Source organism: Massilia sp. Masssp94, assembly GCF_059491305.1.
Window position 1 is genome coordinate 3,933,940 of sequence record NZ_CP168501.1, and the last position, 16,689, is coordinate 3,950,628.

The window sequence follows — 16,689 nt, forward strand, 5'->3', positions numbered from 1 at the left end:
ATCAGGGGCAAGAGTATCCCACAAGAACATCGATGAACAGCAATCCGACGAACACGAGGGAGCCGATGCGGGTCTGGATCGGCACCCTGGCCTTCCTGTTACCCTTTTTGAGCCTCGTCACCTCGTTCGGTGTGAATCTTGCGAGTTTCCTGTTCCTGGCCAGCGCTTTGATATTCTTCAAACCGAGCCGGGATGCGCTCGTGCGCCACTGGCCGCAGGTACGCTGGGTCGTGCTAGCCTTCCTGCTGCACTTCCTGTTCGTGCTCGCCTGCGCGCTGCTGCGCGGCGAACGGCTCAGCGTGCAGGAAAAGCCGCTGCGCATGCTCCTGTCGGTGAGCGCGCTGGTCCTCGTCGTGGCCATGCGCGCGCCGCGCCGGGCGCTGTGGTGGGGCGCGAGCGCAGGCGCCGTGGCGGCGCTGCCGTTCATCGCCTGGCAGCGTCTCGTGCTGCACATCGACCGGCCGGGCGGATTCGTCAATTCGATCACGTTCGGCGACCTGGCGATGCTGCTGGGGCTGCTGTCGCTGGCCGGCGCGATCGACATGCGCGACCGCCCGCGCGATGCGGTGCTGGCCGGCGCCGGCGCGCTGGCGGGACTCGCCGCGTCCGTGCTGACGGGCACCCGCGGCAGCTGGGCAGCGGTGGTGCTGGCGCTGCTGGTGCTGGGGCGCCACGCGCGCGGGATCGACAGCCGCCGGGTGCGCGCGCTGCTGGCCGGCGGCGTGGCCGTGCTGGCCGCGGCCTGGTTCACGCCGGCGCTGGGCGTGCAGGAGCGCTTCGCCCAGGGCATCAGCGACGCCCGCATCTGGTACGAGGGCGGCACCGTGTGGACGAACGTCGGTACCCGGCTGGAGTTGTGGAAGGGTGCCATCATGCTGATCCGCGAACATCCCGTGCTGGGCATGGGTTTCGATGCCTGCCGCGTCCGCCTGGCGGACTATGCGCAGGCCGGCCGGCTCGATCCGTTGGTGCTCCAGCTGCCGCACCTGCATAATGACGTGTTGCAGGCCCTGGCGACGGGCGGCGTCGTCGGCTTCGTCCTCTGGGCCGCCACGCTGGTTGCGCCCCTGCGGTTCTTCCTGCGCCGGCTCGGCCAGGATGCGCGCGGACCGCAGTTCGCGGTCGCGCTGGGCGGAGCGTTCGTGGTGCTGGGCTATGTCGGCTTCGGGCTGACGGAAGTGATTTTCTGGTCTATGAAGGGCAGTCTGTTCTATGCGCTCATGGTGTTTCTGCTCATGGGCTTCTGCCTGAATGCGAAAGAAAAAATTGGATAACAGTGTCATCATCAAGCGCCTGTGGGCGATCCTGAAACCCTATCGCGGGCGCGCGTTCCTGTCGCTGCTCGCGATGGCGTTGACGGCCGCCACCCAGCCGTTGCTGGGCGAGGCCCTGAAGCTGCTGATGGACATGGGCTTCAAGAACAAGGTGCCGTTCAGCCTGTGGTGGATTCCCGGCGTGCTGGTGTCGATCTTCGTCCTGCGCGGCATCGGCACGTTCGCCACCGCCTATTACAACAACTGGGTGCTCTCGCGCGTGCTGAACGACTTGCGCGCGCAGGCCTTCGCGCGGCTGCTGCGCCTGCCGGTCGCGCGCTTCCACGAAGAGTCGACCGGCAAGGTGATCAACACCGTCGTCGGCGACGTGCGCCAGGTCGTGGACATGATCCAGTCCGTGTTCATCTCGTTCGTGCGCGACGTGCTCGTCGTGATCGGCCTGCTCGGCTCGCTGCTGTGGCTGAACTGGATGCTGACCCTCGTCGCGATCGTCGTCGTGCCGCTCACTGCCGTGATCGTGCGCACCACCAGCCGCCGCCTGCGCCAGCTGAACCGCGAGAACCAGCGCGTGACGGCCGAGATGACCCAGGTCGTCGAGGAAGCGGCGCGCGGCCACCAGGTGATCCGCGTGTTCTCCGGCGAGCAGTACGAAAACCGCCGCTTCTACGAGCGCAGCGAAGCGCTGCGCGGCTTCTCGCAACGCATGACGGTGGCGTTCGCGGCGACCACGCCCGTGACCCAGATCGCAACGTCGCTGGCGTTGTCGGTCGTCGTGGTGCTGGCGCTACGGGCCGACATGACGGTGGGCGAGTTCACCCAGTTCGTCACCCTGATGCTGATGCTGCTCACGCCGCTGAAGGCGCTGGCCGAAGTGAACGGCCCGATGCAGCGCGGGATCGCCGCGGCGGAAACCGTGTTCGCCCTGATCGACGCGCCGGTCGAACACGATCCGGGCACGCGCACCATCGCGCGCACGCAGGGCCACGTGCGCTTCGAGCACGTGAAGTTCCGCTACCCGAACGCGCAGTCGCTCGCGCTGGACGACGTGTCGCTGGAAGTCAAGCCGGGCCAGACCGTCGCGCTGGTCGGCATGTCGGGCGGCGGCAAGTCGACGTTCGTGAACCTCGTCACGCGCTTCTACGAACCGGAATCCGGCCGCATCCTGCTGGACGGCATTCCGTACCAGGACATCCAGCTGCCGTCGCTGCGCGCCCAGCTGGCGCTCGTCAGCCAGAACGTCGTGCTGTTCGACGACACGCTGCGGGCCAACATCGCCTACGGGGTCGAGCACGTGGACGAGGCGCGCCTCGCCGCGGCCATCCGCGCCGCGCACCTGGACGACGTCGTCGCGCGCCTGCCGGAAGGCGTCGACACGATGATCGGCGAGAACGGCATGCGCCTGTCGGGCGGCCAGCGCCAGCGCGTGGCCATCGCGCGCGCCATCTACAAGGATGCGCCGATCCTGATCCTGGACGAGGCCACGTCGGCGCTGGACAACGAATCGGAACGCGCCGTGCAGGCCGCCCTCGACACCCTGATGGCCGGCCGCACCACGTTCGTGATCGCGCACCGCCTGTCGACCATCGAAGGCGCCGACCTGATCGTCGTGATGGAACATGGCCGCATCGTCGAGCAGGGCACGCATGACGAATTGCTGTCCCGCGGCGGCATGTACGCCAACCTGTATCGGTTGCAGTTCTCGGCGCTGGTGGAAGAAACATGACGGAGAAAGATCGCACCCTCGTCATCTCGCCGAACTGGATCGGCGACGCCGTGATGGCCCAGCCCCTGCTGCGCCTGCTCAAGCAGGCCCACCCGGAGCGCGCCATCGACGTGCTCGCGCCGCCGCAAGTGGTGCCCGTGTGGCGCCGCATCCAGGAGGCGGACGACATCCTGGTGACGCCGTTCCGCCACCGCGCGCTGCAGCTGGGCGAACGGTGGCGCTATGCGCGGATCCTGAAGGAGCGCGGCTACAGCGACGCCTACGTCTTGCCCAACACCCTGAAATACGCGCTGATCCCGTGGCTCGCGCGCATCCCGCGCCGCGTGGGCTACAAGGGGGAAATGCGCTACGGGATGGTCAACGTGATGCACCACGACGACAAGCCGCGCCGCTCGATGGTGCCGTTCTACGCGGCCCTCGCGCGCGAGCCCGAGGTCCGGCTGCCGGGCAAGCTGGTGCGGCCCTATCTCGTCGTCGGCGGGGAAGAAACGGAACAGGTCGGCAAGCGTTTCGGCGTGGACTTGTCCCGTCCCCTGGTCGCGTTCGCGCCCGGTGCCGAGTTCGGCATCGCCAAGCGCTGGCCGCCTGCGTACTACGGCGCGCTGGCCGCGAAGGTCGTCGACGCCGTGCCGGGCGTGCAGGTGGTGCTGCTCGGTTCGCCGAACGACCGCGAGACGTGCGACCAGGTCCTGCGGCATGTCGCGGGTGCGGCCGGCGCCGCGGTGCGCAACCTGGCCGGCCAGACGTCGCTCGACGACGCCATCGCGCTGCTGGCGCGGGCGAGCGCCGTCGTCTCCAACGATTCCGGCCTGCTGCACATCGCCTCGGCGCTGAACCGGCCGGTCGTCGCCTTGTACGGCTCGACGGATCCGGATTACGCGCCGCCGCTGTCGGAGGTGGCGCGGACGGTGTCGCTGCGCCTGGCATGCTCGCCATGCCGCAAGCGCGAGTGCCCGCTCGGGCATCACGATTGCATGAACAAGATGAGCGTGGAGAGGGTGTGGAGCGAGCTGGTGCCGATTCTGGTGCCGGTAAAGGGCAGTGCGGTAAGAGCTTAGCGTCGTCCCCGCGAAAGCGGGGACCCATGCTGAGTGACTTCGATTCGCTCAGTATGGATTCCCGCGTGCGCGGGAATGACGTTCATCGGCCGCGTAATCCTTCGCATACCTGGTCGGCGATGCTGCTGACCACGTCGTGCCGCTTGCGCGCCTCCGACCGCTTCTTCGACGGGATGCCGTCCAGGTCCGGCGCCGCCACCGGCGCGCAGTCGAGTTCCCAGTCGCCGTCGGCCCGCTTGCGCGCGCCCAGTTCTTCCCACAGCTGGTCATAGTCGGCCAGCACGCGGCCGTTGCGGATCGCCTTGTAGATCACGCGGTTGCGGTTCGACACCATCACCATCCGTTCGCACCCGTAGCCGTGGCCCAGCTGGCGCACCAGCGTCGCCATTAGCTGCTTCGGGCGGATGCCGTGCAGCTCGCGCGTGGCCGTGCGGATCGCCTCGCGTGCATCCTCCGTTTTGCCGCCCTGGATGCAGCCGATGCTGACGGCCGGGCGGCCGTCGCGCGGCGCCACCGTGAACGCCACCGTGTACAAGGCCCTGTCATCCTGGGTCAGTTGCAGCACCAGTTCGCCCTCGCGGTCGAACATGTTCACGGTGCGCAGCTGGACCTGGTAGGGCAGGCCGCTTTTCCCCGCCGCTTCGGCCAGCACCACGGGCCCCAGGCCGGCGCGCGCCAGCACCTGGCCCAGGCCGCGCTGGAACATGAAGTCGTAATGCGCGCGGATCGCCTCCAGGCGCGTGCGGGCATCCAGCACGTGGCTGATGTACGGACGGTAGACCTTGTACAGGAAGCGCGGGCAATTGCGCACGTATTCCGAGAATGCCGGATGTGCGTTGAGCAGGTGCAGCCACCGCGGCGTCTGGCGCGGATGCAGCGCGGCGCGCATGCAGATCTTGGCGTATTCGCGGGTGGACTTGAAGCCCGCCAGGTGCGGCGGAACGGCGGAGCGCAACGTGACGGCGGGGAAGGCAAGCGGGCGGTAGCCTGCATAGATACCGGACACCGCGGGTAGCGGCCGGCGAGGGAAGTCGGACATGTGAGTCACACCAAGGTTGCGTAAAGTAACGCTAAGTAACGTAGTGTAACTAAAGAAATTCCGACGGTAAATACATATTGATCACATTTAATGTAGCGGTAACACGACCGCACGCCGGGGCGCGCGGTCGTGTTTCAGCGCGCGTGGATCAGCTGGCGTAATGCGCCGGTTCGACGTCGTCCGCCCGTTTCGACAGCAGCTCGCGCTCGCGCAGGTAGCGGGCCAGCGCATCGTCGAACGATGGCAGCAACAGGCCGCGTTCGCTGCTCATCGCGCTGTTGCGGGGACGGGCGGCGCGCAGGCCGAGTTCGTCGGTCGTGCGTTCTTCCAGCCGGCCGTCGTCGACGCCGGCCGCGGCACACGCCTGGCGCGCCAGGTCGGCCCAGCTCATCGCGGCGCCGTTGGTGAGGTGCCAGAGGCCGCATTCGCGGTCGATCAGCAGGTCGAGGCAGGTATTCACCAGGTCGGGCACGTACGTCGGCGACACGACCTGGTCGGCCGCCGCGGCGAACGGCCGGCCCGCGTCGAGCGCGTCGAGGGCCTGCGTGACGAAATTGTGTTCGTCCCACGGACCGAAGAACGCGCTCGTGCGGATGACGAGGGCCTGCGGGTCGGAATCGAGCACGCGCCGTTCCGCGTCCGCCTTGCTGCGGCCGTACACGCCCAGCGGCGCCACCTTGTCGGACTCCACGTACGGGCGGTCGAGGGTGCCGTCGAACACGAGGTCGCTGGAAAACGTCATGAAGCGCAGCGCGTGCCGGATGGCGGCCAGCGCCAGCACGGTCGGGCCGTGCGCGTTCTCGCGCATGCAGCGGTCGACGTCGCCCTCGGCATCGTCCACGCGCACGTAGCCGCCCGCGTTGATGATGGCCCAGGGCTTGAAGCGCACGATCGCCGCCTCGACGGAGGCCGGATCGGCAATGTCCATCTCCTGGCGCGTGAGCACGTGGTAGGCGAGGTTGCGGCGCTCGCAGATGCGGGCGAAGGCGCGGCCCAGCGTGCCCGTCGCGCCCGTGATCAGGATCGGCTGCGGGAACGTGGAGCGGAACGCGCCGCGTTCGGCGATGTCGGCCACGGCGGTGCGGGTTGCCACCGGCTTCGCGAGGAAGCGGCCCGGACGGCGCCACCAGCCCTGGCCCTGCAGCACCGGATGCGACAGCGGCCGGCCGCTGGCCAGTTCGCGCATCAGGTTCGCGACCGCGGTCGGGCGCGGCTGCGGACCGCGCACGTCGAACGGACCGGGCTCGTAATAGCCCTTGCATTCGGTGACGAGGCAGTTCCAGTCGAACGAGCCGAGCAGGGCCCACACGGTGACGGCGCGGATGTCGGCGCCGCCCTGCTGGACCTTCTTGGCGGCGTTCCAGATCTCCACGAGCCAGCGCAATTGATCTTCGCGGTTGGCATCGATGTGCGCCTCGGTGACGGCGACCGGCAGGCCGTAGCGGTCCCATGTTTCCTGCAGCAGCGGCCCGATGCCGGGCGTCGGCGTGGCCAGCACGCGCGGGCATTCGATGTCGGCGTGGGGGACGCCGCGGTAATTGGTGCGGTGGCTTTCCGGATAGCGCTCGACGCGGTGGTCGAGCCAGCGCTCGCTGGTGATGTAGTAGTTGACGCCGATGATGTCCGGCGGGCAGTTGTTTTCCTTGAACCACAGCAGTTCGTCGGCGCCGGCGCCGTTCTCGAGCAGGTAGTCCCACAGCGCGTGGCCGGGGTCGATCTTCCCGCACAACATGTCCCACGCCAGCCAGCGGCGTTCGTTGAAGAAATCCGCGATCTCCGCCATCTCGGGCGTGCCATAGGTGCGCGACAAGTCGTCGGTCTGGACGAGCTTCGCGTTCGGGTTCACTTCGCGGATCGCGCGCATCGACAGCACGACGGCGCGGCACTGGTTGATGAGGGCGCGGATGAAGCCATCCTCGCTCGTGTCATGCGGATACCAGACGCCGTTGAGGCCGGAAAAGCGCGCGGTCGTGCACGGTTCGTTGACGGGCGTCCAGTACTCGACCCAGGGGTAGCGGCGCGCGACGGCGCCGGCGTATTCCGCCAGTTTCTCGGCGAAGTCGGGGGACATCAGGCTCGTGTGGCGCGGGCCGCTGCCGTGGTGGACGAGGCCGACGATGGGCGTCACGCCCAGTTGCTGCAGCACGGGCAGGCGTTCGTCGGACCACGACCAGTCGGCGGAGTCGATGCCGTCGGGCGCGGTGCGTTCCCACAGCACGGGGTAGCGGATGGCGCGGATGCCGAGTGAAGCGAACCGCTCCAGGTCCTGAAGCCGTTCGGCATGTCCGTTGCGTTCCATTTGGGAGAAGTACTGATCGCGTACGCGGTTGACGGTGCATTCGAGGCCGCCCCAGAGCTGGAGCGGCGAGCTTGCTGGCTGGATATGGTTGTTGAGATTCATGTGCATGTCCTGCTGTTGATCCAAGACGTAAGCCTAGACGCCGATGCCGGCTTCTTGTGTGGGATGGCGAACATATAGACCTGATTTAGGACAAGTCCTACGTACTATCGGTCTCTGCTATGACTCCCGTCTTGACATGCCGACCGTGCGCCCACACGATGCGGACAGGAGGGCACACGATGTACATGGTCTACTGGACGATCGAAGAAGATGGGCACCCGGCCCCGCACGCGCAGCCGTTCGACACGACCGCGATGGTCGAGGCGATGCGCTTCATGGAAGACCTGCGGCGGCGCCAGCGCGAGGGCGAGCGCATCCGCTTCGTGACGATGTGTTCCGAGCATCCGGACGTCGTCGGGCATCCGGGCGTGGACGTGACGGGGCCGGAGTACGACTGGAAGAAGCGGCGGCGGTAACTGTTGGACGTTGGCCTATGGACGTCGTCCCTGCGGAGGCAGGGACCCAAGTGCTGCGGGCGCAGCCGCGGTACATGCAAATTGGGTCCCCGCCTGCGCGCACTAGTGTCCGGAATATTGTTTTCAAAAACCGTCAGAAATAGCATCGTCATTCCCGCGCAAGCGGGAATCCATACTGAGTATGCTAACTTCGTTCTTCATTTCCACCTCGTTGGCGACAAAGAGTCGACTTCGAGTAGTCAGCATGGGTTCCCGCTTTCGCGGGAAGTCGTTTCCGGCAATGCCGGGAACGACGGTTTTTCCCTATGGGGGGCCTATTTTCGACGGTAAAAATTATTCCGGACAGCAGTGCGCCTGCGCGGGGGCGACGTTACAGGCTGGCGGCTTTTTCGTTTAGGACATGCTTGAGCACCTTGCCGTTCGCCGCCGCCGGCAGGGCCGCCATCATGACGATGCGCGCCGGCCGTTTATAGGGCGCCAGCCGTTCCGCCGCCCATGCGCGCAGCTCGTCCACGGACGGCGTGCGGCGCGGATCCGGCTGCACGAACGCGACGATCTCTTCGTTGCCGTCGGCGGCCGGGCGGCCCACGACGGCCGACTGCGTCACACAAGGGTGCGCGTTCAGCACGGTCTCCACTTCCAGCGGATAGACGTTGAAGCCGGACCGGATGATCAACTCTTTTGTGCGGCCGACGATGAACAGCGCGCCGTCCGGATCCTGGCGCGCCATGTCGCCCGTGTTCAGCCAGCCGCCGGGACGCAGCACCGCGGCCGTCGCTTCCGGATTGCGGTAATAGCCGCGCATCAGGTTCGGCCCGCGCACCCACAATTCTCCCGCCGCGCCATCGACGATATCCGCGCCTGCCTTGTCCACGACGCGCACCTCGACGCCGGGAATCGGCAGGCCGACGGACGTGTCGGACCGCGGCGCGTCCAGCCGAGTCTGGCTGACCGTGGGCGCCGCCTCGGACAGGCCATAGCCATTGTGCAGCGGCACGCCCAGCAGGCGCTCGACGGCCGCCTTCAGCACCGGATCGAGGGGCGAGCCGCCGGCGTAGGCGAAGCGCAGGCGCGTCGCGAGCGGGGCACTGTCGCCGACGTGCTCCAGCAGCCGCGCATACATCGCGGGCACGCCCTGCACGATGGAGAGTCCGGCGTCGCGGATGGACGCCAGCATTGCCTCGGGCGTGAAGCGGGGCGTCAGGTGCAGGCAGGCGCCCGCGCTGAGCGTGCCCAGCATCACCGACGTCAGGCCGTACACGTGCGAGATCGGCAGCACGCCCCACGCCTTGTCGGCCGGGGTCAGGCCGCGCAGCCGGCTCGACACGGCGGCCACGAACAGCAGGCTGCGGTGGCTCAGCATCACGCCCTTCGGCGTGCCGGTTGTGCCCGTCGTATAGAGCAGGGCGGCGACATCTGCATCCTGTTCGGGCGTACAGTCGTCGTTCAGGGGGCCCACCATCAGGCCGTCGTCGAACGACGCGGCCGCGCGGGCAGCATGCGCCTCCGCTTCCGGCGACACGGCCGCCGTGTACACCGCGAGGCGCGCACTCGCGTGATCCCGGATCGCATCCAGCTCGGGCGCGGTCAGGCGCGGGTTGACGTTGACGATCCACGCGCCCACGGCTGCGGCGGCGAAGATGAGTGCGATCTGGTCCGCGCAGTTTTCGCTGGCCAGCAGCACGCGGTCGCCGGGACGCACGCCGCGCGCGCGCAACTGGTCCGCGCGGCGGTCGACGAGGGCGGCCAGCTCGCGGTACGTGAGCGTGCGGCCGGCGTCGACCAGGGCCGGGGCGTTTGGCGTGCGGGCAGCCGCGTTGCGCAGGATGGCGTCGATGCGTGCGGGGAGCGAGGCCAGCAGGGAGTGAATGTCGATCATGGCGGCACCCGTGGAGTTTCCAACGGTATATTATTTCAGAAATTCATCCGCACAGGAGGAGACATGGCAGAACCCATGGTACCCGCGGCCGGCAAGACGGTGATCCCGATCGCGGCCCAGGGCCCGAGCCGCCAGCGCAAGCGCGAGGCGCCGAAGGGCCGCCGTGCCGGCCCGCAGGCGCTCGCCGACGTGCAGGCGGTGCTGGGGGATGCGCCTCGGCGGCGCGACCTGCTGATCGAGCACCTGCACAAGATCCAGGACCGCTACGGCGCCTTGTCCGCGGCGCACCTGGCCGCGCTGGCGCAGGAGCTCAAGCTGGCGCAGTCCGAGGTCTACGAAGTGGCCACGTTCTACCACCACTTCGACGTGCTGCGCGACGGCGAGGCTGCGCCGCCCGCGCTCACCGTGCGCGTGTGCGCCGGCCTGTCGTGCGAACTGGCCGGCGCGCGCGATTTGTTGAATCGCCTGCCCGCGATCCTCGGCACCGACGTGCGCGTGCTGGCCGCGCCGTGCATCGGCCGCTGCGACAAGGCGCCCGCGGCCCTCGTCGGCCAGCGGCCCGTCACCCATGCGAGCGCCGAGTCGGTGCTGGCCGCCGTCAGCGCGCGCGCGACCACCGACGTGCACACGGGCCACCTCGATTACGACGCCTACCGCGACGCCGGCGGCTACCGGCTGCTGCGTGCGTGCACGGAAGGGCGATTCGACCCGGAGAGCGTGATCGTGACCTTGATGGCGTCCGGCCTGCGCGGCCTGGGCGGCGCCGGTTTTCCGGCCGGGCGCAAGTGGCGCATCGTCAGGAACGAGCCGGGCCCGCGCCTCATGGCCGTCAACATCGACGAAGGCGAGCCGGGCACGTTCAAGGACCGGCATTACCTCGAGCGCGACCCGCACCGCTTCCTGGAAGGCGCCCTCGTCGCCGCGTGGGCCGTGGGCATCGAGACGATCTACCTGTACCTGCGCGACGAATACCACGGCCTGCGCGCCATGCTGGAGCGGGAACTCGACCGGCTGCGCGCCGATCCGCCGGTGCCCGACCTGCCGGACATCGTCCTGCGGCGCGGCGCCGGCGCGTACATCTGCGGCGAGGAATCCGCGATGATCGAATCGATCGAGGGCAAGCGGGGCATGCCGCGCCTGCGCCCGCCGTACGTCGCGCAGATCGGCCTGTTCGGGCGACCCACGCTGGAACACAATATGGAAACGCTGTACTGGGTGCGCGACATCGTCGAGCGCGGCGCGGAATGGTTCACGAACCGGGGCCGCCACGGGCGGAAGGGGCTGCGCTCGTTTTCCGTGTCGGGCCGCGTGCGCGAGCCCGGGGTAAAACTGGCGCCGGCCGGCATCACGATGCAGGAACTGTTGAACGAATACTGCGGCGGCATGCGGGAGGGGCACACGTTCTATGCCTACCTGCCGGGCGGCGCGTCGGGCGGCATCCTGCCGGCCTCGATGGCCGACGTTCCGCTCGACTTCGACACGCTGCAGCGCCATGGCTGCTTCATCGGTTCGGCCGCCATCGTCGTGCTGTCCGACCGCGACACGGCCCGCGCCGCCGCGCTGAACACCTTGCGCTTCTTCCGCGACGAATCGTGCGGCCAATGCACGCCGTGCCGCGCCGGCACCGCGAAGGCCGTCGCGCTGATGGAGCGGGCGACGTGGGACACCGCGCTGCTGGCCGAGCTGTCGCAGGTGATGCGCGACGCGTCGATCTGCGGCCTGGGCCAGGCGGCGCCGAATCCGTTCGACTGCGTCATCAGGTATTTTCCGCATGAGCTGGGGGGATCATGAGCGTGACGTTCGAACTCGACGGCCGGGAAGTCGAAGCGCAACCGTTCGAGACGATCTTCGAGACCGCGGCCCGCGCCGGCATCGCCCTGCCGCACCTGTGCCACAAGGACGGGCTGGAACCGGCCGGTAACTGCCGCGCGTGCGTCGTGGAAGTCGACGGCGAACGCACCCTGGCGCCGTCGTGCTGCCGCCATCCGGTGGCCGGCATGAAGGTGCGTACGGACAGCGAGCGCGCCGTCGCCGCACGCCGGATGGTGCTGGAGCTGCTGCTGTCCGATTTACCGAGTACGGTCCGCACTGCGCCCCGCACGCGCGACGACGAGGTCGCGCAGTGGGCAAATAAGCTGGGCGTGGGCACGCCGCGCTTTCCCGCCACGCGCGCGCTGCCGCCGGCGGACGCGAGCCATGCCGCGATCGAGGTGAACCTCGACGCCTGCATCCAGTGCACGCGCTGCGTGCGCGCGTGCCGCGACGAGCAGGTCAACGACGTGATCGGCCTCGCCGGCCGCGGAGAAAATGCGCGCATCGTGTTCGACCAGGGCGACCCGATGGGCGCGTCCACGTGCGTCGCGTGCGGCGAATGTGTGCAGGCCTGTCCGACGGGGGCGCTGGCGCCGGCGCGCGGTGCGGCACTCGTCGTGCCCGACAAGCAGGTCGATTCCGTGTGCCCGTACTGCGGCGTGGGCTGCCAGCTGACGTACCACGTGAAGGACAACCGCATCGTGCGCGTGGAGGGCCGCGACGGACCCGCCAACCACGGCCGCCTGTGCGTGAAGGGGCGCTACGGCTACGACTACGCGCACCATCCGCAGCGGCTCACCAGGCCGCTGATCCGCCGCGAAGGCGTGCCGAAACGCGGCGACTTCACGATGGACCCGGACCGCGTGCTGGACGTATTCCGCGAAGCGACGTGGGACGAAGCGCTCGAGGTGGCCGGTGGCGGCCTCGCGCGCATCCGCGACGCGCACGGCGGGCGCGCGCTGGCCGGCTTCGGCTCGGCCAAGGGCAGCAACGAGGAAGCGTACCTGTTCCAGAAGCTCGTGCGCACGGGCTTCGGCAGCAACAACGTCGACCATTGCACGCGGCTGTGCCACGCGTCGTCCGTCGCCGCGCTGCTGGAAGGGATAGGCTCGGGCGCCGTGTCGAACCCCGTGATGGACGTGACGCGCGCGGAGGTCGTGCTGGTCATCGGCGCCAACCCGACCGTCAACCATCCCGTCGCGGCCACGTGGATGAAGAACGCAGCGAAAATGGGGACAAAGCTCGTGGTCGCGGACCCGCGCCGCTCCGACCTCGCGCGCCACGCGCACCGCTTCCTGCAGTTCAAGCCCGACACGGACGTCGCGCTGCTCAACGCCATGATGCACACGATCGTGGAAGAGAACCTCGTCGACCCGGCGTTCATCGCCGACCGCACGAGCGGCTACGACGCGCTGGCCGCGAACGTGGCGCACTACAGCCCGGAAGCGATGGCGCCCATCTGCGGCATAGCCGCGGAGACGATCCGCTACGTGGCGCGGCTGTATGCGACATCGAAGGGATCGATGATCCTGTGGGGCATGGGCGTGTCGCAGCACGTGCACGGCACGGACAATGCGCGCTGCCTGATCGCGCTCGCGCTGATGACGGGCCAGATCGGCCGTCCCGGCACGGGCCTGCATCCGCTGCGCGGCCAGAACAACGTGCAGGGCGCGTCGGATGCGGGCCTCATCCCGATGATGTATCCGGATTACCGCCGCGTCGACGATGCACGGGCGCAGGCGAAGTTCGAGGCCGCGTGGGGACGGAAGCTGGACGGCAAGCCGGGTTTGACGGTCGTCGAGATCATGGACGACATCCTCGCAGGGGGGATCAAAGGCATGTACATCATGGGCGAGAACCCGGCCATGTCCGACCCGGATGCGAACCACGCGCGCGAGGCGCTGGCGGCACTGGAACACCTCGTCGTGCAAGACATCTTCCTGACGGAGACGGCATACCTGGCCGACGTGATCCTGCCCGCATCAAGCTTCGCGGAAAAGACCGGCAGCTTCACGAACACGGACCGCGTCGTGCAGCTGGGCCGCCAGGCGCTGGACCCGCCGGGCGATGCGCGCCAGGACCTGTGGATCATCCAGCAGATGGCGCACCGCCTCGGGCTGGACTGGGCATATGCCGGCCCGGCCGCCGTGTTCGACGAGATACGGCGCCTCATGCCCAGCATCGCCGGCATCACGTGGGACCGGCTGGAACATGACGGTGCCGTCACGTACCCGTGCCGTGCGCCGGGCGATCCGGGCGAACCCGTCGTCTTCACGCGCGAGTTTCCGCGCGAAGGCGGCCGCGCGCGCTTCGTCCCGGCCGACATCATCCCGGCCGACGAGCGTCCCGACACCGAGTACCCGGTCGTGCTGATCACGGGCCGCCAGCTCGAGCACTGGCACACGGGCAGCATGACGCGCCGCGCCGGCGTGCTGGACGCGCTGGAGCCGGACCCCGTCGCGCTCGTGCATCCGCTCGACCTGGAAGCGCTCGGGGGCCGGCCGGGCGACGTGATCACGATCGCGTCGCGCCGCGGCGAGGTCGCGCTGTATGCGCGAGCCGACGACGGCACGCCGCGCGGCGCCGTGTTCGTCCCGTTCTGTTACTACGAGGCGGCCATCAACCGGCTGACGAATGCCGCCCTGGACCCATACGGCAAGATCCCGGAATTCAAGTACTGCGCCGTGCGCGTGCGGCTGGGCGGCGAGGTCGTGCACCCCGGTTCCTACGGTGGCGGCCAGATTTTGGGCGACGTGGCAGAATTGCAGACATGACATCTTTTTATCGTCCCCAACTGTCCCAGGCCAGCGCCGGGCTCACGCATCCCGTGACGGCCATCGATGAGCGTGGGCGCCGCGAGACGCTCTACATTCCGGCCGAGCGCCCGCTGACGGTCTACGTGGACAAGCGCGAACTCGTCACGCTGATGACCCTGGGCGCGGCGCCGGAAGCGCTGACGCTGGGCTACCTGCGCAACCAGCGCCTCGTGCGGTCGCTGGACGACATCGTGTCCGTGCAGGTCGACTGGTCCGTGGACGCCGTGGCCGTCGTCACGCGCGGCGGCATCCAGGACGTGGAGGCGCGCACGGCCAGGAAAGTCGTCACGACGGGCTGCGGGCAGGGCTCCGTGTTCGGCGGCCTGATGGACGAGGTCGACCGCATCGTGCTGCCGCCCGACGCGCGCCTGCGCCAGTCCGTCGTGCACCGCATCGTCGAGACCGTGCGGACCCAGCAATCCGTGTACAAGCAGGCCGGCTCCGTGCACGGCTGCGCGCTGTTCACGAGCGACGGCGACCTGCTGTGGTTCATCGAGGACGTGGGCCGCCACAATGCCGTCGACGCCATCGCGGGACTGATGTGGCTCGAGGGGATGGACGGCGCCGACAAGGTGTTCTACACGACCGGGCGGCTGACGTCCGAAATGGTCATCAAGGGCGCGCAGATGGGTATTCCGTTCCTGCTGTCGCGCTCCGGCACGACGCAGATGGGGCATGGAGTGGCGCAGCAGGTCGGCATGTCGCTGCTCGCGCGCTGCAGCGGCCATCACTTCCTGCTGCTGTCCGGCGCGGAGCGTCTCGTGTTCGAGCCGGACTGGCTCGCCGCGCTGGAGACGGCGCGCACGTTGCGAACGGCATGAATGCGATTGCCGACGCCGTCGCGCGCGCGTTCACGCTGCTGTTCACGGGGGATCCCGACCTGTGGCGCATCGTCTGGGTGTCGCTCAAGACGAGCATCGTCGGCCTGCTGCTGGCCACGCCGCCCGCGATCCTGATCGGTTACGTCGTCGCCATGCGCAAGTTCCGCGGGCGGCGCATCGTCATCTGGCTGGCGCAGGCGGCGCTGTCGCTGCCGACCGTCCTGATCGGCCTCCTGCTGTACCTGCTGCTGTCGCGCCACGGGCCGCTGGGCGGCCTGCAATGGCTGTTCTCGCAGCCCGGCATCGTGTTCGGCCAGTGCGTCGTCGCGCTGCCCGTGCTGCTCGCCTTTACGCTGGCGGCCGTGCAGGGGCTCGATGCGCGCTATGCCGAGACCGCGATCGCGCTCGGCGCGTCGCCCATGCAGGTGATGGTGCGCGTGCTGCACGAGGCGCGGTTCGGCGTGATGGCGGCCGTGCTGTCCGGCTTCGGCCGCGTGATCTCGGAAGTGGGCTGCGCGCTGATGGTGGGCGGGAACATCGAAGGCGAGACCCGCACGATCACGACCGCGATCGCGCTGGAGACGAGCAAGGGCGAGTTCGCGCAGGGCATCGCGCTCGGCATCGTGCTCGTGTCGATTGCGTTGCTGATGAACGGCGCGCTGATGCTGCTGCAGGGCGACGCCCACACGGTCCGGGAGCGCGCATGAGCATCAGCATCCATTCGCAGATTTCGGCGGCCGTCTACGAGAACGAGAACGAGTCACGGCTCGCCTCGCAGCGCGACGAGCGCCGCAAGGCCTTGCTGGGCGTGCGCGGCCTGCGCAAGCGCCACGGCGACCGGCTGCTGTTCGACATCGACCGGCTCGAGATCGCCACGCACAGCGCCTACGTGCTGACGGGGATGAACGGCGCCGGCAAGAGCACCTTGCTGCGCGTGCTGGGCGGCCTGGAGCGGGCCGACATCGACAGCCTGCGCTTCGCCGGCGAGGACGTCCTGCGCGTGCACCCGTATCCGCGCGCACTGCGCCGGGCCATCGTCTACGTGCACCAGCACCCGATCCTGTTCTCGACGAGCGTCGCCGACAACATCGGCTACGGCCTCGTCGTGCGCGGCGAAAAGCCGGAGGCCGTGCGTCCCGTCGTGGAGGAGGCGATGGCCTGGGCCGGCGTGGCGCACCTGCGCGACACGGACCCGACCCGGCTGTCGGGCGGCGAAAAACAGCGCGTGGCGCTCGCGCGTGCAAAAGTGCTGGCGCCGCGCCTGCTGTTGCTGGACGAGCCGACGGCCAACCTGGACGGCGCCGCGCGCGAACAGGTGATCGCCCTGATCCCGACCATGATCGAAGCGGGGAGCAGCGTCATCATCGCCTGCCACGACCGCGACCTGATCAACCTGCCCGGCGTGCAGCGGCTGAAGCTGCGCGACGGACATCTCGAATACCGCTAGGAG

Annotated in this window: 12 protein-coding genes; 9 read left to right on the forward strand and 3 right to left on the reverse strand. The window is 68.7% G+C overall.

Features of this window, described 5'->3' with window-relative positions; translation table 11 throughout:
- Positions 1 to 32: 32 nt before the first annotated feature.
- From ACEN9G_RS17480 to waaF, 3 genes are all read left to right on the forward strand, one after another.
- Complete coding sequence (locus ACEN9G_RS17480) at positions 33 to 1,274, forward strand: O-antigen ligase family protein (RefSeq protein WP_483126793.1); 1,242 nt, start codon at positions 33 to 35, stop codon at positions 1,272 to 1,274.
- A gap of 73 nt (positions 1,275 to 1,347) precedes the next feature.
- The gene (gene msbA, locus ACEN9G_RS17485) at positions 1,348 to 2,997 is read left to right on the forward strand and encodes a lipid A export permease/ATP-binding protein MsbA (RefSeq protein WP_495605561.1); all 1,650 of its coding nucleotides are present in this window, start codon (positions 1,348 to 1,350) and stop codon (positions 2,995 to 2,997) included.
- Entirely contained in the window at positions 2,994 to 4,055 is a 1,062-nt protein-coding gene (gene waaF / locus ACEN9G_RS17490; protein ID WP_413341812.1) for a lipopolysaccharide heptosyltransferase II, read from the forward strand. Before msbA ends, waaF begins: the two co-directional genes overlap by 4 nt.
- An 82-nt stretch (positions 4,056 to 4,137) precedes the next feature.
- On the opposite strand, the gene ACEN9G_RS17495 is transcribed toward waaF, so the two are convergent.
- Together ACEN9G_RS17495 and ACEN9G_RS17500 are read right to left on the reverse strand one after the other, a co-directional pair.
- The gene (locus ACEN9G_RS17495; protein WP_413341810.1) at positions 4,138 to 5,094 is read right to left on the reverse strand and encodes a VirK/YbjX family protein; all 957 of its coding nucleotides are present in this window, start codon (positions 5,092 to 5,094) and stop codon (positions 4,138 to 4,140) included.
- Between the two features lie 148 nt (positions 5,095 to 5,242).
- Positions 5,243 to 7,495, reverse strand: coding sequence for a family 1 glycosylhydrolase (locus ACEN9G_RS17500; RefSeq protein ID WP_413341808.1), 2,253 nt, complete (start codon positions 7,493 to 7,495; stop codon positions 5,243 to 5,245).
- A 179-nt stretch (positions 7,496 to 7,674) separates the two neighbouring features.
- On the opposite strand from ACEN9G_RS17500, the gene ACEN9G_RS17505 reads away from it, so the two are divergent.
- Complete coding sequence (locus ACEN9G_RS17505; RefSeq protein ID WP_413341806.1) at positions 7,675 to 7,911, forward strand: hypothetical protein; 237 nt, start codon at positions 7,675 to 7,677, stop codon at positions 7,909 to 7,911.
- 370 nt (positions 7,912 to 8,281) lie between these two features.
- On the opposite strand, the gene ACEN9G_RS17510 is transcribed toward ACEN9G_RS17505, so the two are convergent.
- Complete coding sequence (locus tag ACEN9G_RS17510; protein WP_483126794.1) at positions 8,282 to 9,790, reverse strand: class I adenylate-forming enzyme family protein; 1,509 nt, start codon at positions 9,788 to 9,790, stop codon at positions 8,282 to 8,284.
- A gap of 63 nt (positions 9,791 to 9,853) precedes the next feature.
- Between ACEN9G_RS17510 and ACEN9G_RS17515 the strand changes: the two genes are divergently transcribed.
- Genes ACEN9G_RS17515 through ACEN9G_RS17535 form a run of 5 tightly spaced genes read left to right on the forward strand, consistent with a single transcriptional unit; the run spans position 9,854 to position 16,686 of the window.
- Positions 9,854 to 11,581 (forward strand): NAD(P)H-dependent oxidoreductase subunit E, encoded by a 1,728-nt coding sequence (locus ACEN9G_RS17515; protein WP_483126795.1) that lies wholly within the window; start codon positions 9,854 to 9,856, stop codon positions 11,579 to 11,581.
- On the forward strand, positions 11,578 to 14,376 hold the full coding sequence (gene fdhF / locus ACEN9G_RS17520; RefSeq protein WP_413337391.1) for a formate dehydrogenase subunit alpha: 2,799 nt from the start codon (positions 11,578 to 11,580) through the stop codon (positions 14,374 to 14,376). Before ACEN9G_RS17515 ends, fdhF begins: the two co-directional genes overlap by 4 nt.
- Positions 14,373 to 15,239 (forward strand): formate dehydrogenase accessory sulfurtransferase FdhD, encoded by an 867-nt coding sequence (locus ACEN9G_RS17525; protein WP_413337390.1) that lies wholly within the window; start codon positions 14,373 to 14,375, stop codon positions 15,237 to 15,239. Before fdhF ends, ACEN9G_RS17525 begins: the two co-directional genes overlap by 4 nt.
- A complete protein-coding gene (locus ACEN9G_RS17530; RefSeq protein ID WP_413337389.1) occupies positions 15,236 to 15,946 on the forward strand; it encodes an ABC transporter permease in 711 nt (236 codons plus the stop codon). The genes ACEN9G_RS17525 and ACEN9G_RS17530 overlap by 4 nt, the downstream gene beginning before the upstream one ends.
- Positions 15,943 to 16,686: an energy-coupling factor ABC transporter ATP-binding protein gene (locus ACEN9G_RS17535; protein WP_413337388.1), complete on the forward strand. Its 744-nt coding sequence runs from the start codon at positions 15,943 to 15,945 to the stop codon at positions 16,684 to 16,686. The genes ACEN9G_RS17530 and ACEN9G_RS17535 overlap by 4 nt, the downstream gene beginning before the upstream one ends.
- The last annotated feature ends 3 nt before the right edge of the window (positions 16,687 to 16,689 follow it).

What these genes read in the sequence shown, in the direction of transcription:
- ACEN9G_RS17530 (WP_413337389.1), top strand. Translation starts at nt 15,236, where the DNA reads ATGAATGCGATTGCCGACGCCGTCGCGCGCGCGTTCACGCTGCTGTTC.
- ACEN9G_RS17500 (WP_413341808.1), bottom strand. Translation starts at nt 7,495, where the DNA reads ATGAATCTCAACAACCATATCCAGCCAGCAAGCTCGCCGCTCCAGCTC.
- waaF (WP_413341812.1), top strand. Translation starts at nt 2,994, where the DNA reads ATGACGGAGAAAGATCGCACCCTCGTCATCTCGCCGAACTGGATCGGC.
- ACEN9G_RS17525 (WP_413337390.1), top strand. Translation starts at nt 14,373, where the DNA reads ATGACATCTTTTTATCGTCCCCAACTGTCCCAGGCCAGCGCCGGGCTC.
- msbA (WP_495605561.1), top strand. Translation starts at nt 1,348, where the DNA reads ATGGCGTTGACGGCCGCCACCCAGCCGTTGCTGGGCGAGGCCCTGAAG.
- ACEN9G_RS17480 (WP_483126793.1), top strand. Translation starts at nt 33, where the DNA reads ATGAACAGCAATCCGACGAACACGAGGGAGCCGATGCGGGTCTGGATC.
- fdhF (WP_413337391.1), top strand. Translation starts at nt 11,578, where the DNA reads ATGAGCGTGACGTTCGAACTCGACGGCCGGGAAGTCGAAGCGCAACCG.
- ACEN9G_RS17535 (WP_413337388.1), top strand. Translation starts at nt 15,943, where the DNA reads ATGAGCATCAGCATCCATTCGCAGATTTCGGCGGCCGTCTACGAGAAC.
- ACEN9G_RS17510 (WP_483126794.1), bottom strand. Translation starts at nt 9,790, where the DNA reads ATGATCGACATTCACTCCCTGCTGGCCTCGCTCCCCGCACGCATCGAC.
- ACEN9G_RS17515 (WP_483126795.1), top strand. Translation starts at nt 9,854, where the DNA reads ATGGCAGAACCCATGGTACCCGCGGCCGGCAAGACGGTGATCCCGATC.
- ACEN9G_RS17495 (WP_413341810.1), bottom strand. Translation starts at nt 5,094, where the DNA reads ATGTCCGACTTCCCTCGCCGGCCGCTACCCGCGGTGTCCGGTATCTAT.
- ACEN9G_RS17505 (WP_413341806.1), top strand. Translation starts at nt 7,675, where the DNA reads ATGTACATGGTCTACTGGACGATCGAAGAAGATGGGCACCCGGCCCCG.